This is a genomic window from Jidongwangia harbinensis (assembly GCF_020216025.1).
Lineage (GTDB): Bacteria > Actinomycetota > Actinomycetes > Mycobacteriales > Micromonosporaceae > Actinoplanes > Actinoplanes harbinensis.
The window spans coordinates 108,034-122,650 of record NZ_JAIWNC010000025.1; the positions used below are offsets into that span (position 1 = coordinate 108,034).

Annotated in this window: 9 protein-coding genes; 4 read left to right on the forward strand and 5 right to left on the reverse strand. The window is 74.2% G+C overall.

Going from position 1 to position 14,617, the window contains the following annotated elements:
* Positions 1-65: 65 nt before the first annotated feature.
* Together LDL48_RS27905 and LDL48_RS27910 are read left to right on the forward strand one after the other, a co-directional pair.
* Positions 66-3,071 carry an FtsX-like permease family protein gene (locus tag LDL48_RS27905; protein WP_225258199.1) on the forward strand — a complete coding sequence of 1,002 codons (3,006 nt, stop codon included), beginning with the start codon at positions 66-68 and terminating at the stop codon, positions 3,069-3,071.
* Complete coding sequence (locus LDL48_RS27910) at positions 3,068-6,082, forward strand: FtsX-like permease family protein (RefSeq protein ID WP_225258200.1); 3,015 nt, start codon at positions 3,068-3,070, stop codon at positions 6,080-6,082. The genes LDL48_RS27905 and LDL48_RS27910 overlap by 4 nt, the downstream gene beginning before the upstream one ends.
* 6 nt (positions 6,083-6,088) lie before the next feature.
* Here LDL48_RS27910 and LDL48_RS27915 read toward each other — a convergent pair whose 3' ends face one another.
* Positions 6,089-6,421 carry a PASTA domain-containing protein gene (locus LDL48_RS27915; RefSeq protein ID WP_225258201.1) on the reverse strand — a complete coding sequence of 111 codons (333 nt, stop codon included), beginning with the start codon at positions 6,419-6,421 and terminating at the stop codon, positions 6,089-6,091.
* 64 nt (positions 6,422-6,485) lie between these two features.
* On the opposite strand from LDL48_RS27915, the gene LDL48_RS27920 reads away from it, so the two are divergent.
* Entirely contained in the window at positions 6,486-7,511 is a 1,026-nt protein-coding gene (locus LDL48_RS27920) for an aldo/keto reductase (protein WP_225258202.1), read from the forward strand.
* 10 nt (positions 7,512-7,521) lie between these two features.
* On the opposite strand, the gene LDL48_RS27925 is transcribed toward LDL48_RS27920, so the two are convergent.
* Positions 7,522-9,048 carry an FG-GAP repeat domain-containing protein gene (locus tag LDL48_RS27925; protein ID WP_225258203.1) on the reverse strand — a complete coding sequence of 509 codons (1,527 nt, stop codon included), beginning with the start codon at positions 9,046-9,048 and terminating at the stop codon, positions 7,522-7,524.
* Positions 9,049-9,224: 176 nt separating this feature from the next.
* On the reverse strand, positions 9,225-10,244 hold the full coding sequence (locus LDL48_RS27930) for a LacI family DNA-binding transcriptional regulator (protein ID WP_225258204.1): 1,020 nt from the start codon (positions 10,242-10,244) through the stop codon (positions 9,225-9,227).
* Between the two features lie 284 nt (positions 10,245-10,528).
* Between LDL48_RS27930 and LDL48_RS27935 the strand changes: the two genes are divergently transcribed.
* Complete coding sequence (locus tag LDL48_RS27935; RefSeq protein ID WP_225258205.1) at positions 10,529-12,766, forward strand: rhamnogalacturonan lyase family protein; 2,238 nt, start codon at positions 10,529-10,531, stop codon at positions 12,764-12,766.
* A 163-nt stretch (positions 12,767-12,929) separates the two neighbouring features.
* Here the strand turns inward: LDL48_RS27935 and LDL48_RS27940 are convergent, their stop codons facing one another.
* Both LDL48_RS27940 and LDL48_RS27945 read right to left on the reverse strand, forming a co-directional pair.
* Positions 12,930-13,832, reverse strand: coding sequence for an alpha/beta hydrolase family protein (locus LDL48_RS27940; protein ID WP_308016505.1), 903 nt, complete (start codon positions 13,830-13,832; stop codon positions 12,930-12,932).
* Positions 13,833-13,940: 108 nt separating this feature from the next.
* Positions 13,941-14,558 carry a TetR/AcrR family transcriptional regulator gene (locus LDL48_RS27945; RefSeq protein ID WP_225258206.1) on the reverse strand — a complete coding sequence of 206 codons (618 nt, stop codon included), beginning with the start codon at positions 14,556-14,558 and terminating at the stop codon, positions 13,941-13,943.
* Positions 14,559-14,617 lie beyond the last annotated feature (59 nt).

Consider the following 14,617-nt stretch of genomic DNA (forward strand, 5'->3'; position numbering starts at 1 on the left):
GCCGGGGCGGTCCGGCGGCCGTGGGAGCGCTACCGTCCCCTCATGATCTCGATCGGAGTGGGCAGATGCTGTCGCTGATCCTCCGCGCTGTCCGCACCCGTACCGCGCAGGTGTTGACCGTCATGGTCCTGGCCGCGCTGGCCGCCGCCGTGGCGGCGGCCGGCCCGTGGTACGCCACCGCGGCGCCGGAGCGGGCCGCCGCGGCGGTCGCCGCCGCCGCGCCCGCCGCCCAGCGCCTGGTGTCGGTGCGGCAGATCGTGAACACCGACGGTAGTCCGCAGGCCTCCCTCGACACGTTCGCCGACGAGGTACGCGGCCTGCTGCCGGTCCCCGACGCCACGCCGGTCCTCGGCATGACGGAGACCATGACCGCGGCCCTCGGCACCGGCGACGACCCGGACCTGGCGCTCGGCTTCCGGGCCGATTTCTGTGCGCACGTGCGGCTGACCGGTACCTGTCCGGCCGCCGACGGCGAGGTGGCGATGAGCCAGAACGCCGCGCAGCAGCTCGGCCTGGACGTCGGCGACCGGATCGTGCTGCGGGCCGGGCCGGCCGGGCCGCCGTTGCCGCTCCGCATCGTCGCCCGCTACCAGCTCGCCGACCCGGGTGGCGCCTACTGGAGCAACCCGTTGTTCCGGACCGGCGACGACCTGGACCCGTTGTTCACCCCGATCGAGACCTTCACGGATCGCCAGCTGTGGGGACCGACGGTGACGTACGACGCCGACGTGCCGGAGGCGCTGCTGCGCGGCGCCCGCGGCGAGCAGCTGATGCCGCAGCTGCGGACGGCAGCCGCCCGGCTGGGTGCCCGGCAGATGAATCTGGTGAACCCGACGGGTCCGCTGCTCGAGACGATCCGCGGCGACCGTGCCACGATCCGGCTCGGCGTGCTCGTCGCGCTCGTCCAGGTGCTGCTGCTGGCCTGGTTCGCGATCGGGCTGGCCGGCCGGTACACCGTCCGGGACCGGCGCGGGGACGCCGCGCTGCTGAAGCTGCGGGGCAGCTCCCGCGGCGGGGTGCTGGCGCTGACCGTGGGCCAGCACCTGGTCCCGCTGGCCGCCGGCGTGCTGCTGGGGGCGCCGGCCGGATGGCTGGCCGCCCGGGCGGCGGCCGGCCCGGTGGCGGTGCCGGAGGACCGCCGGCTGGCGTTCGCCCTGTCCGCCGCCGCCGCGCTGGCGGTGCTGGCCGGCGCGCTGGTGGTGCTGACCGCGGTGGAGGCCGTGGTGTTGCGGCAGCCGGTCGCCACGCTGCTGCGCCGGGTGCCACCACGGCGGCGGGACTGGCGGGCCGACGTGGTGGATCTGGCGTTGCTCGCGGTCGCGGTGGCCGCCGTGTACCAGGCCCGCTCGGGCGGGCCGGACAGCGGTCTGGCGCTCGTCGCGCCGGCGCTGGTGGCCCTCGCCGTCGCGCTGCTGCTGGCCCGGCTGCTGGGCCGGCTCGCGGACCGGATGGGCAGCGTCGCGCTGCGTACCGGCCGGCTGCGGTCCGGCTTCGCCGCGGTGCAGGTGTCCCGGCAGCCCGGCACCGACCGGGTGCTGGCGCTGGTCGTGGTGGCCGTGGCGGTGTTCGCCACCGCGGCCGGGGGCTGGTCCGCGACCCGGACCTCGGCCCACGACCGCGGCGTCGTGGAGCTGGGCGCCGCGCGGGTACTCACCGTCGACGCCGACAACCGCACCGCGCTGCTGTCCGCGGTGCGCCGGGCCGACCCCGGCGGCCGGTACGCGATGGCGGCCGTGGTCGACACGGCCGTGACGCCGCCGGTGCTGGCGGTGGACAGCGCCCGGCTGGCCGCGGTGGCCGGCTGGCGCCCGGAGTACGGACCGGTCGGCGCGCTCGCCGCCGCCACGGCCGTCCCCCCGTCCGCGGCCCTGCCGCTGATCACCGGCGCCGGCCTGGAGATGACCGCCGACAACCGGGGCCGGCAACCGGTGGCCGTCACCGTGGTGCTGCAGCACGAGACCAGCGGGGCGGTGGTGCCGGTGACCCTCGGCCCGATCCGGCCCGGCCGGCACACCGTCTCGGCGCCGGTGCGCGGATGCACGCAGGCGCCCGGGTGCCGGCTGGTGCGCTGGGAACTGGTCCGCCCACCCGGTGCCGACGGCCGGACCGGCCCACCGCGGGCGGGGGCCCGGGTCGTGCTGCGGGGCCTGACCCAGCAGGACCCTGCGGGCACCGTGGTGGACGCCGCCGGGCTCGGCGACATCGGCCGCTGGCGCGCCGACTCGATCGGGACGGCGGCGAACGTGGTGACCCGCAACGGCACGCTGACCATGGCCGTGGCGCCCACCACCAACCAGTCCGGGACGCCCGGTTACCGGGTGCACACGGTGGACGCGGTGCTGCCGCTGCCGCTCGTCCTGGCCGGGCCGCCGCCGGACGACTGGCGGTTCGGCGACGCGTCCCTGCCCGCGCTGGCCACCGCGCCGGCGCGGGTGATCGGCACTCCGCGGGTGCTGCCGGTGCTCGGCGAGCAGGGCGTCCTGGTGGACCTGGACGCGGTTCGCCGGGTAGGCGGCGACGCCACGCTGGGCGGCACGGACCAGGTGTGGCTCTCCGCCGACGCCCCACGGGCCGTGGTGAAGGCGCTGACCGCCGCCGGGCTGGCCGTGGTGACCGACGAGTCCGTGGGCACCCGGACCGACCGCCTGGCCGAGCAGGGACCGGCGGTGTCGGCGTGGTTCGCGCTGCTCAGCGGCGGCGTCGCGCTGCTGCTGGCGGCCGCGGTGGTCGCGGTCGCGGCGGCCGTGGACCGGGGCGGCCAGGTCGAGCAGTTCCGCGTCCTGCGGCTGCAGGGCCTGCCCGGGCGCGTCGCGGTCACCGCCGCCTTCGCCGGCCTCGGCGGGCTGCTCGCCGCCGGGCTGGCCGGCGGGCTGCTCGCCGCGTTCGTCGCGCGGGACCTCGGCGTGGCACCGCCGGTGTTCACCGACGGCTGGCGGGTGATCGAGCCGGCCGGGGCGCTCACCGCTGCCGCGCTCGCCGGAGCCGGCCTGGTCGCGCTGGTGCTGCTGGCCGCCACCTGGGCGTTGTCCGTGCTGCCGCTGGTCCGCCGGCTCCGGGGAGGCCGTTCATGATCGCTCTGGTGCTCGCCATGGTGCGGACCCGCCGCGGGCAGGCCGTCACGCTGGGACTGCTGGCCATGTTCGCGGTGGCGGCCGCGGTCTCCGCGCCGGCGTACCTGTCGGCCGCGGACGAGGCCGTGTCCGCCGGTCAGCTCGCCACCGCCGGGCCGGAGGAACGGGCGTTCCTCGTGCGCGGCATCGAGGACGGCCGCTCCGGGCCGTCCGACGGCACCACTGCCAGCTTCGCCGACATCGCCGGGGCGCTGATCGACCTACCCGGATTCGCCTACGTGTACGCCGCCGAGTACCCGACCCTGGGCATCGAGCCGGACCCGCGTTTCCGGTCCCGGTTCACCTACCGCCAGGACGTGTGCGCGCACCTGGAGATGGTCAGCGGCCGGTGCCTGATCGGCGCGGGCGAGGTCGTCGTCGGTACGCAGACCGCGCGGCGGTTACGGCTGGTCGCCGGGCAGCGCATCACCCTGACGTTCGCCCAGTTGAGCACGGACCCGGGCAACGCGGTGTACCGGCCGGAAGGCGTGCCGAAGCCGCTCACCGTCGCGGGTGTCTACCGGGTGCCGGACCCGCAGGCGGCGTACTGGGGCGCGCACGGCTACTTCGCCGGTGACCCCGGTGACCGGCCGGGCGAGCCGGTGTTCGCCACCGCGGCCACGCTGGCGGCGATGGACCACGGCCGCACGGTGGTGTCGGTCGACGGGGTGGCCGGCCGGGCCGCCCTGCGGGTGGACAACCTGGAGAACCTCCGGGCGGGCCTGACCCGGCTGCGCGACGACGCCGGCATTCTCGGTCAGGGCATCGGGGTGGAGAGCGGCATCCCGGCCCTGCTCGACCGCATCCAGTCCGGGCGGGCGGCGACCCGCGAGATCGTGCCCGTCGTCGCCGTACCGCTGGTGTTGCTCGCCTGCCTGACCATTTTCCTGACGGTCGGCTACGGCACCGAGGGCCGCCGGCCGGAACTGGCCGTGGTGGCGTTGCGGGGGACGCACCGATGGACCCGGTGGTGGCTGGCCACCGGCGAGAGCCTGGTCGCCATCACGGTCGGCGCCGTCGCCGGTTGCCTGGTCGGTCAGCTCCTGGTGAACGCGATGACGGCCTGGTGGTTCCCCGGCGGCGACCGGGCCGCCGGCCTGGATTCCCTGCGGTACGCCCCGATCGCCGCCGGTGCCGCCGTGCTCGCCGCGCTGCTGGCCCAGCGCCGCCAGATGTTCACCCCGGTGGCGGACCTGTTACGCCGATCGTCCGTGCTGGGCGGCGCGGCGCGGGAACTGGCCGCCGAGGGGGTCGTCGTACTGCTCGCGGTGGTCGCCGGTGCGCAACTGCTGCTCTCCGGCGGGGACCTGACCGGTCTCGGCCGGTTCGCTCCGGCGCTGATCGCGCTCGCGCTGGCGGCGCTGGCCGCCCGGGCCCTGCTGCCGCTGGTGACCCGGTACGCCGCCCGGGCCCTGCGCCGCGGCCGGCCGGACGTGGCACTGGCGGCGTTCCCGGTCGCCCGCCGAGCCGGAGCCGGCCGCCTGTTCGCGCTGCTCGTCGGCGCGGTCGCGGTGATCGGCTACGCCGCCTGCGCGGTGGACGTGGCGGCCCAGGGCCGGGCCGTGCAGGCCACGGTCGGCACCGGCGCCGACCGGGTGCTGTCGGTGGAACCGGTCGGGCGGGCCGAGTTGCTGACCGCGGTGCGCGCGGCCGATCCCGAGGGCACGTACGCGATGGCCGTGGTCTCGCTGCCGGGCGGGCCCGGCGAGCCGCCCGGCCTGGCGGTGGACAGCGTCCGGTTGGCCCGGGTGGCGAACTGGCCGGCCGGCGCACCCGCGGCTCGGACCACCGCACAGGCCCTGCGCGGATCGGTGCCACCGTCGGTGATTCTGCCCGGCCGCGACCTCAGTCTGGACGTGACCAGCAGCGGGATCCCCGAGAACAAGCAGCTCTGGATCTCCGCCGCGCTGTCGTCGGTCACCGGCCAGGGCGACGCCACGGTAGAGCTCGGCACGCTGGACAACGGCACCAAGCAGTACCGGCAACGCGTGCCGGCCTGCCGGGACGGTTGCCGCCTCAAGGGCATCAGGCTGAGCGCGGTGGACGGCACGACCGGGCTGACCGGCCGGCTCACCATCACCGGGATCGGGACGATCAACCCGGTCGCCGCGGCGCTGCCGGCCGAGGCGTTGCGCGACCCGGCCCGCTGGCGGGTCCCCGACGGCCTCCGGCTGGCCGCCGACCCGCGCGGCCTGCGCGTCGACGTCGACGCGCCGGGCGGGCTGCCCGACGGCGGATGGGTCCGGCCGACGGACGCGCCGGTCCCGCTGCCGCTGGTCGCGGCGGGCGGGTTCGCCGGCGCGACCGTCACCGGATTCGACGGCGGCCCGGTGCCGGTGACCAGGGTGGCCGGGTTGCCCGCGGTGCCCCGGGCCGGCACCGACGCGGTACTGGTGGATCTGGAGTACGCGGACCGGCTCGCGGTCAAGCTCGGGCAGACCGCGGAGCCGCAGGTGTGGCTGTCCGCGGACGCCCCCGCGGACATCCGGGACCGGCTGGCCGCCCGGGGCCTGGTGGTGGCCCGCGACGTGCGCGCCGATCAGGTGCGCCGCCAGCTCGACCAGCAGGGCCCGGCGCTCGCCCTCGGCTTCTTCGTGCTGGCCGGCGCGCTGGCGGCGGCCCTGGCCGCGGGCGCACTGATCATGGTCGCCGCGGTCGACCGCGGTCGCCGGGTCACCGACCTGACCGCGTTGCGGGTGCAGGGCCTGAGCCGGCGCGCGGTGGCGCGGGCGACGCTGTGGACGTACCCGGTGCTGGCGGCCGCGGCCGTGCTCGCCGGGCTGCCGATCACGGCGCTGCTGTGGTGGATCACCGGGTGGACGCTGCCCCTCGCCGGCCTGGACCCGCCGCCGCTGCCCTTTCCGGGCTGGCCGCGGGTGCCGGTGATGGCCGGGGTGGCCCTGCTGGTGTTCCTGGCGCTGGCGGCGGTCGCGTACGCGGCCGGCCGGCGGATCCGGCGGGAGGTCCGGTAAGGACGGTCAGGCCGGGTCGGCGGCGGCGCGGTCCTCCCGGGTCGGCGGGACCGGCCGGCGCGGCTCGCGCACGCCGCCGTCGCCGCCCGGGCCGGCGGTCCGCACCACGACCACCGAGCCCCGCCGGGTCACCACTCCGGGCTCCGGCCGCTGGCGGACGACCGGACCCTGCAGTTCGGCCGGCGATGCGGCGTCGCCGTCGGGACCCAGCACCCGCAGGCCGGCCCGCTCACCCAGCCCGGCCGCCTCGGGCGCGGTCAGCCCCAGCAGGTCCGGAACGACCACGGTGTCCAACCGTGCCGTCCGGGTCTGCTGTGCCTTCGCCCGGCCCCGCCCCATCGTCCGAGGCTAACACCGCGCCGGCCGAGGCAGCTCCCGGCGATCGGCGGCGGCGGGTGCGAGGATGGGACGGCCACTCGGCCGGCCGACGGAGGTCAACAGCATGGAGATCCGCACGCTGGGACAGGGACTGCGGGTGTCGGCGCTCGGTCTGGGCTGCATGGGGATGAGCCAGAGCTACGGGCCCAACCCGGGCGACCGGGACGCGATGATCGGTGTCCTGCGCGGCGCGGTGGAGCAGGGTGTCACGTTCTTCGACACCGCCGAGGTCTACGGTCCGTACGTCAACGAGGAACTCGTCGGCGAGGCCCTGGAGCCGCTGCGCGACCGGGTGGTCATCGCCACCAAGTTCGGCTGGGACGTCCGGGACGGCCGGTCCGTCGGCCTGGACAGCCGGCCGGAGCAGATCCGGCGGGTGGCGGACGCTTCGCTGCGGCGCCTGCGGGTCGACCGGATCGACCTGTTCTACCAGCACCGGGTCGATCCCGCCGTGCCGATCGAGGACGTCGCCGGGACCGTCGCCGAACTGGTCCGGGCCGGCAAGGTCGCCCACTTCGGCCTGTCCGAGGCGGGCGCCGGGACGATCCGCCGCGCGCACGCCGTCCATCCGGTCACCGCGCTGCAGAGCGAGTACTCGCTGTGGACCCGCGACATCGAGGCCGAGATCCTGCCGGCGCTCGACGAACTCGGCATCGGGCTGGTGCCGTTCAGCCCGCTGGGCAAGGGCTTTCTCACCGGCACCGTGGACACCGCCACCGAGTTCGGCGCCGACGACATCCGCGCCACGATTCCGCGCTTCACCGCGGAGAACCGGGCGGCCAACCAGGCGCTCATCGACCTGGTGGCGCGGGTGGCCGGGGCGCACGACGCCACCCCGGCGCAGGTCGCCCTCGCCTGGCTGCTGGCCCGCCGGCCGTCGATCGTGCCGATCCCCGGCACCCGGCGGCGGGAACGCCTCGCCGAGAACATCGGCGCCGCCCGGCTCCGGCTGCCCGCCGCCGACCTCGCCGAACTCGACGAGGCGGCGACGCGGCTGGGCGTGGCCGGTGCCCGCTACAACGAGGCCATGCAGAGCCTGACCGAGCGGTGAGAACGGGCCGCTAACCGGCCAGGATGCGCGCCTCGGCCTGACCGCTGGCGGTGCCCGACTTCTGCACCACCACGAGATCCGGCCGCTGGTCGCCGTTCCAGTTCGCGGTGGACACGTCGTACCGGTCGTCGGTGGGCCCCAGCGCCGTACGGGCCTGCAGCAGGTAGCGCCGGAACTTCGACGCGCCGTCCAGGACCCGCACCTCGGTCTGCCGGCTCGCCGTGCCGGACTTCTGCACCGCCACCAGGTCCAGCCGGCCGTCCGCGTTCCAGTCCGCCACCGAGTACGCGAAGCGGTGGTCCGTCGGCCCGAGCTTGGTGCCGGTCTCCACCAGGTACCGCTGGAAGCCGGACGCGCCGTCCACCACCCGCACCTCGGTGCGCCGGCTCTGGGTGCCGGACTTCTGCACCGCCACCAGGTCCAGCCGGCCGTCCGCGTTCCAGTCCGCCACCGAGAATGCGTAGCGGTGGTCGGTCAGGCCGAGCACGGTGTGGGTCTCCAGCAGGTAGCGCTGGAAGCCGGACGCGCCGTCCACCACCCGCAGTTCGGTCCGGCCGCTGGCGGTGCCGGACCGCTGCGTCACCACCAGGTCCAGCCGGCTGTCGCCGTTCCAGTCGGCCAGCGCGAACGCGTGCCGGTCGTCGGTCGGCGCCAGCGCGGTGCCGGTGTGCAGCAGCAGGCGCTTGAAGTTCGTCATCCCGTCCAGGATGTAGAGCTCGGTGCGGCCGCTGCGGGTGCCGGAACGTTGCACCACCACCAGGTCGGGGCGGCGGTCGCCGTTCCAGTCGGCCGTCGACACGTCGTGCCGGGCGTCGGCCGGGCCCTGCCCGGTCCCGGTCACCAGCAGCGAGCGCTGGAACGGCCCGGTCGCCTTCGCCGGTGTCGTCGGCGCCGCGTTCGGCACCGACGGGGTGGCGACGGGGTTGGCCTCCTGCGCCCACAGCCGGTTCACGACGAGTTGGGCGTCGTGTGCCTCCGGCTGGTACGCCGCCGGGAAGGCCGAACCCTGGACCCGCTGGCAGACCGGTCCCACCTCGGCGGTCCGCCAGCCGTCGCCCGGGAACTTGCGGATCATCGCGTCCAGGAACTTGCCGGTCGCGTAGCCGGGATCGACGACCTGCTCGGGCCGGCCCCAGCCCATCGACGGGCGCTGCTGGAAGAGGCCGAGGCTGTCGTGGTCGACGGCGACGACGTAGTTGTGCAGGGTGCTCTCGGCGATCGCCGTGGTCACCGCGATCATGGCCGCCCGCTGGTCCAGCCCGCGGGCCCGCACGGCGTCCACGATCGCCCGCGCGCACGAGATGTTGTAACCGGTCACGGCGGAACCGAGCCGCCGGCCGTTCATCACCGGCCGCAGCGCCGTCGCGATCGACTTGTCGGCCGCCGAGACGCCACCGGGCTGGCACGGCACGGTCCGGATCGCCGACGCGGCCACCCTGGTCCGCACCGCGTCCACGGGAACGCCGGCCTGCGCCGGAACGGCGAGGAGAAGGGAGCCGGCAACGAACGTCACGGTCGTCAGAACGGTGCGTCTCACGACGCATCCCTTGGTGCCATGTGATCGATCTCCCCGAATGCCGCTCCGCGCTGCCCCGAATCTGCCACATGTCGCTCCGGTGGGAAAGTCGATTCGGCTGGCAGCTGCCTGAGAAGTCGCCGATCGCGGCCGAACGCGCAGCGCGCACACAGTGGACACGGTGGCCGGCCGCCCGGTCAGGCGGACTCGCGGACGATCAGCTCGGGCCGGTACACCTGCCGGCGGCCGCCCGGCGGTGTGCGATGGTCCGACTCGGCCAGCAACAAACCGGCGGCGGCCCGCCCGAGGTCGTACATCGGCTGCCGGACCGTGGTCAGCGACGTGGCGAGCTCGGCGGCGAACGGCACGTCGTCGTACCCGACCACGGCGATGTCGTCCGGCACCCTGATGCCGCGCCTGCGGAGAAGCCGCATCACACCCAGGGCCACCAGGTCACTGACGCACATGATGGCGGTCGGTGGCGCCGGCAGGGTGAGCACCTGATCCAGCGTCGACTCGGCCTGGTCGGTACCGGCCCGCGGCAGCACCACCTCGAACAGGTGCTGCGACGGCTCCAGTCCGGCCCGGCGCAGCGCCCGTTGCGCCCCGCGACTGCGGGCCGCGCACTGCGGGGTGCGCAGCGGCCCGTTCAGGAAGAGGATCCGTCGATGTCCCCGGCCGACCAGGTGCGAGGCGGCCAGTTCGCCGCCTAGCTCGTCATCGATCGAGACCGAGCAGATTTCCTCGGCCGGGCTCGGGCAGTCCATCAGGACCACGGGTACGCCGCGGCGCTGGATGGCGAGCAGCGGCTCGACGTCCACCTGGACCGGGGTCACCAGCATGCCGCGTACGCCGTGCTCCTCGAGCATCTGCAGGTAGCGGGTCTCGCGCTCCGGGCGCTGGTCGGAGCTGCACAGAATGAGCATGCACTCCGCCTCGGCGAGGCGGTCCTCGATCCCGCGGGCGGCCTCGGTGAAGAACGGGTTGGCGATGTCCAGGATCACGGCGCCGACCGTGCTGGCACGTCCTTCCCGCAATTGGCGGGCCAGCCCGTTACGGACGAAGCCGAGTTCCTGCATGACCCGCTCGACGCGTTCACGGGTCTCGTCGGCCACCAGGCCCGGGCTGTTGAGCACGTTGGAAACCGTGCCGACCGCGACACCGGCCGCCGCGGCGACCTCGCGAATGCCGTTTCGACGGCGTACCGGTGCTGGCATCGATGGTCACTATAGCCCGGTGCGGAAGACTTGAATCCATCGATGGACTTCAGTACGGTGGGGAACGCGCCAGCCATGGGCACCGACCTCTGGGTCGGCGGCATGGGCGTTCCGTCTCCGCTGTTCGAGCAACAGCGGGGGTTCTTGGCGCCGCGGCATTGAAAGCTTTCAGCCACGCGAGCTTCGCGGCGCAGCGATCCCCCTTTCGAGCCGAGGGCGTGATCGACCGATCCACACCGCATGCCTCCGTGACGGAGGCAGCTCCGCCATGCATTGGAGTAGGAATGTTCCCTCGATCGAGGTGGCGCGTTGCGCTGCTGTCCACCACCCTTGCCGCCGGAGTCGCCGGCGCCGGCGTCCTCACCGCGGTGGCCGCCGGCGCGGCTGCCGCCGGGTGCCGAGTCGACTACACGGTCACGAATCAGTGGCCGGGCGGCTTCGGCGCCGGCGTCACGCTCACGAACCTCGGCGATCCGGTCGACGGCTGGTCGGTCACCTGGGCGTACGACGCCGGCCAGACCGTCACGCAGGCGTGGGAGGCAAGTGTCACGCAGAGCGGAAGCCAGGTCACGGCGCGGAATGTCGGCCACAACGCCGGCCTCGCGACGAATGCCCGGGTGGCATTCGGTTTCAACGGCTCCTGGGCCGGCAGCAACCCGGCGCCGAACGGCTTCGCCCTGAACGGTACGGCCTGCACCGGGCAGGCGGCGCCGCCCACCGGCGAGCCCTCGCCGTCGGATCCGCCGCCCTCCGGCCCGCCCCCGTCCGAACCGCCGACGCCGCCATCGGGATCCGGACGGCAGCTGGAGGACCTCAACCGCGGGCTGGTCAGCGTCCGCTCCGGAGCCGGGAATCTGCTCTCCTGGCGGCTGCTCGGCACCGAACCCGCCACCATCGGCTTCAACGTGTACCGGGGCGCCACCCGGGTGAACTCCGCGCCGATCACGAACTCCACGAACCTCCTGGACGATGGCGCACCCGCCGACGCGTCGTACACCGTGCGTGCCGTCGTCGACGGTGTGGAGCAGGTCCCCTCCGAACCGTCGCTGCGCTTCGCCGGGGGCACCTACCTCGACGTGCCGATCTCGCGGCCGGGCGGCAGTTACACGGCCGGCGACGCCAGCGTGGGCGACGTCGACGGCGACGGCCAGTACGAGCTCTTCTTGAAGTGGGATCCGGCCGACCAGAAGGACAACTCGCAGTCGGGTACCACCAGCAACGTCTACCTCGATGCGTACCGTCTCGACGGCACCCGCCTGTGGCGCGTCGACCTGGGCCGCAACATCCGGGCCGGCGCCCACTACACCCAGTTCCAGGTGTACGACTATGACGGCGACGGCCGGGCCGAGATGGCGGTCAAGACCGGTGACGGTACCGTCTCCGGCACCGGACAGGTGATCGGTGACCGCAACGCCGACCACCGCAACTCGTCCGGCTACATCATCACCGGGCCGGAGTACCTGACCATGTTCAACGGGCTCACCGGCGCCGCCATGTCGACGGTGGCGTTCGAGCCGGCCCGGGGCAACATCAGCGACTGGGGGGACAACTACGGCAACCGCGGCGACCGGTTCCTGTCCGGTACGGCCTACCTGGACGGCCGGCGTCCGACCGTCGTCATGGGTCGCGGCTACTACGCCCGGAGCGCGATCGCGGCGTGGGACTTCCGGGACGGCGCCCTGCGGCTGCGCTGGAAATTCGACTCCCGCACCGCCGGCAGCCAGTGGACCGGCCGCGGCACCCACTCATTGTCCATCGCCGACGTCGACCGCAACGGCACCGACGAGATCATCTACGGCGGCATGACCGTCAACGCCAACGGCACCGGCCGGTACGCGACTCATCCGCACGGCGATGCCCTGCACGTCAGCGACTTCGTACCGAGCCGTCCGGGCCAGGAGATCTGGCAGATCCACGAGAGCGGCGGCACCGCGGCCACCCTCCGCGACGCCAACAACGGCGCGACCATCTTCCAGCGGGCCAACACCTGTGGCTGCGAGGGTCCCGCCCGCGGGGCCGCCGGTGACATTCACGCGGGCAGCCCCGGCGGCGAGTTCTGGGGTGTCGGAACCGGCTTGACCAGCCTGTTCAACGGCTCCGGCGGCAACGCCGGGCGCAGTCCCGGCACCGCCAACTTCCTGGCCTGGTGGGACGCCGACCCGGTACGGGAACTGTTGGACGGCAACCACGTCGACAAGTACGGCACCGGCGGGAACACCCGCCTACTCACCGGCTCCGGCGCCCACTCCGTCAACGGCACGAAGGCCACTCCGTCGCTGTCCGGTGATCTCTTCGGGGACTGGCGCGAAGAAATCATCCTGCCCCGCGACGACAACGCCGCGCTGCGCATCTACGCCACTCCCACCCCGACCACCCGGCGGATCCACACCCTGCTGCACGACGCCCAGTACCGGGTGGCCGTCGCCTGGCAGAACACCGCCTACAACCAGCCGCCGCACCCGAGCTTCTTCCTCGGCGACGGCATGACCACACCGCCGCAACCGAACATCTACCTGCGCTGAACCTCGGTACCCCGGGAGCGGCTGCCCGCCGCATCGGGTGGCGACAGCCGCTCCCGGATTTCCGCGCCCGCGGCTGCCCACGTGGCCGGGGTGCCGTCCCGGCCGGTCGTAGGAGACCGGTAGTCCGTCCGGGAGCCACCCCGATGCCGCGCCGTACCGGTGCTCACTTGGATTCGATCCGGGCCTGCGAATCGGGGCCGTCCACCAGTTCGGCGCTCGCCGCGGCCCAGCCACGGTCCGTGGAATACCAGACGCTGCGCAGGTACGCCGTGGCGAGCCGCCGGATCAGGTCGACCCGTTCGGGGCTCTCGTCGGTCGTCGACGTGACGGCGTACCCGTTGATCCCGCCCAGCGAATGCTCCGCACCGGAGAGGGTGAGCAGGCTCTTCGGGCCCGGGCTCAGGTGGTACGGGTCGGTGAACCAGTCCGGCCCGCGAACCGAGAGCGCGGACTGATCCTTGTCCCCGGCGACCACCAGGGCCGGCGTGGTCATGCCGGCGAAGCTCGGACTCATGAACGGGAAGTGCTCGGCGGCGAACGGGGTGAGGTCGGCGCCGCCGGTACCGGCCGTGGCGAGCAGCACGCCCGCGGAGATCCGCGGGTCACTCAGGTCCTCCCCCGGCACGCCGTCGGCGCCGAGGACCCGGGCGCCCAGCAGCGTGCTCGCGGTCTGCCCGCCCCAGGAGTGGCCGGCCGCGGCGATCCGGCTCCGGTCGAGCCGTCCGGCCAGGCCGGGAACGGACTCCTCGATCAGGTCCAGCTGGTCGAGGACGCGCTTCAGGTCGTCGATCCGGATGCGCCAGATCTCCGGTTGGCGTGGGTCGTCGGGCGCGAGGCCCAGGGTGCGGGAGTCGAGGTGGGTCGGCTGGATCACCACGAAGCCGTGCGCGGCCCAGTAGCCGACCAGCGGGTCGTACTCGTCCATCGACGCGCCGAAGCCGTGCGCGAAGACGATGATCGGCAGCTCGCCGCCGGTCGCCGGGGCGGACACCCGGACGTGCAGGTCCGCGCCACGGCCGGGGGCGGGCAGCAGCACCGGGCGCAGGGAGATCACGGGAGTGGGCATGGCGATTGCTCCTGACGGTGGACACCTCAAGCGGAACGTTGTTCCACAAAGATATGGAAAGACGTTCCGCTTAGCAAGGCGTGTGGCGGAGGCAACAGCCCCGGCCGGTCAGGGAGCCGGCTTCCCGGCGCCGTACTTCAGGCCGTCGATCAGCAGCGCGACCATGCGCCGACCGTGGTCGCCGCCCTCGTCGCCGGAGGCGCACAGGTTGCTGACGGCGTACAGCAGGTCCTTCGGGCTCACCCCCGGCCGCACCGCACCCGCCTCCACGGCGGCGTCGAGCAGCCCGCCCAGAGCCGGGCCGAGCCGCTGCATGAAGTAGTCCGGCAGAACGTTGAACGCCGGATCGCCCGAGTGCAGAGCGGCGGCCAGGCCACGCTTGGTCGCGATGAAATCGGTGAACCGGTAGATCCACCGGCTCAACGCCTCGCCCGGTTCGTACTCCGCGGCCAACGCGGGGGCGGCGTCGGCGGTCGCGTCCACCTCGCGCCGGAACACCGCCGTGACGAGGTCGGAGCGCAGCGGGAAGTGCCGGTAGAAGGTACCCACGCCGACCCCGGCCCGGGCCGCGATCTCGCGGACCGGCGCGTCCACCCCCGAGGTGCCGAAGACCGCCTTGGCCGCTTCGAGCAGCGCGTCGATGTTGCGCTGCGCGTCGACGCGCACCCGCCGGTCACCACGTGCGGGGGTACGCCCGGCCGCCGCTTCGATCGGGTCTTCGGTCACGAGGCTCCCACCGCTTTTCTGAAAGAGTGTTCCGCTTAACCACTTTACGGCCTCCGGCC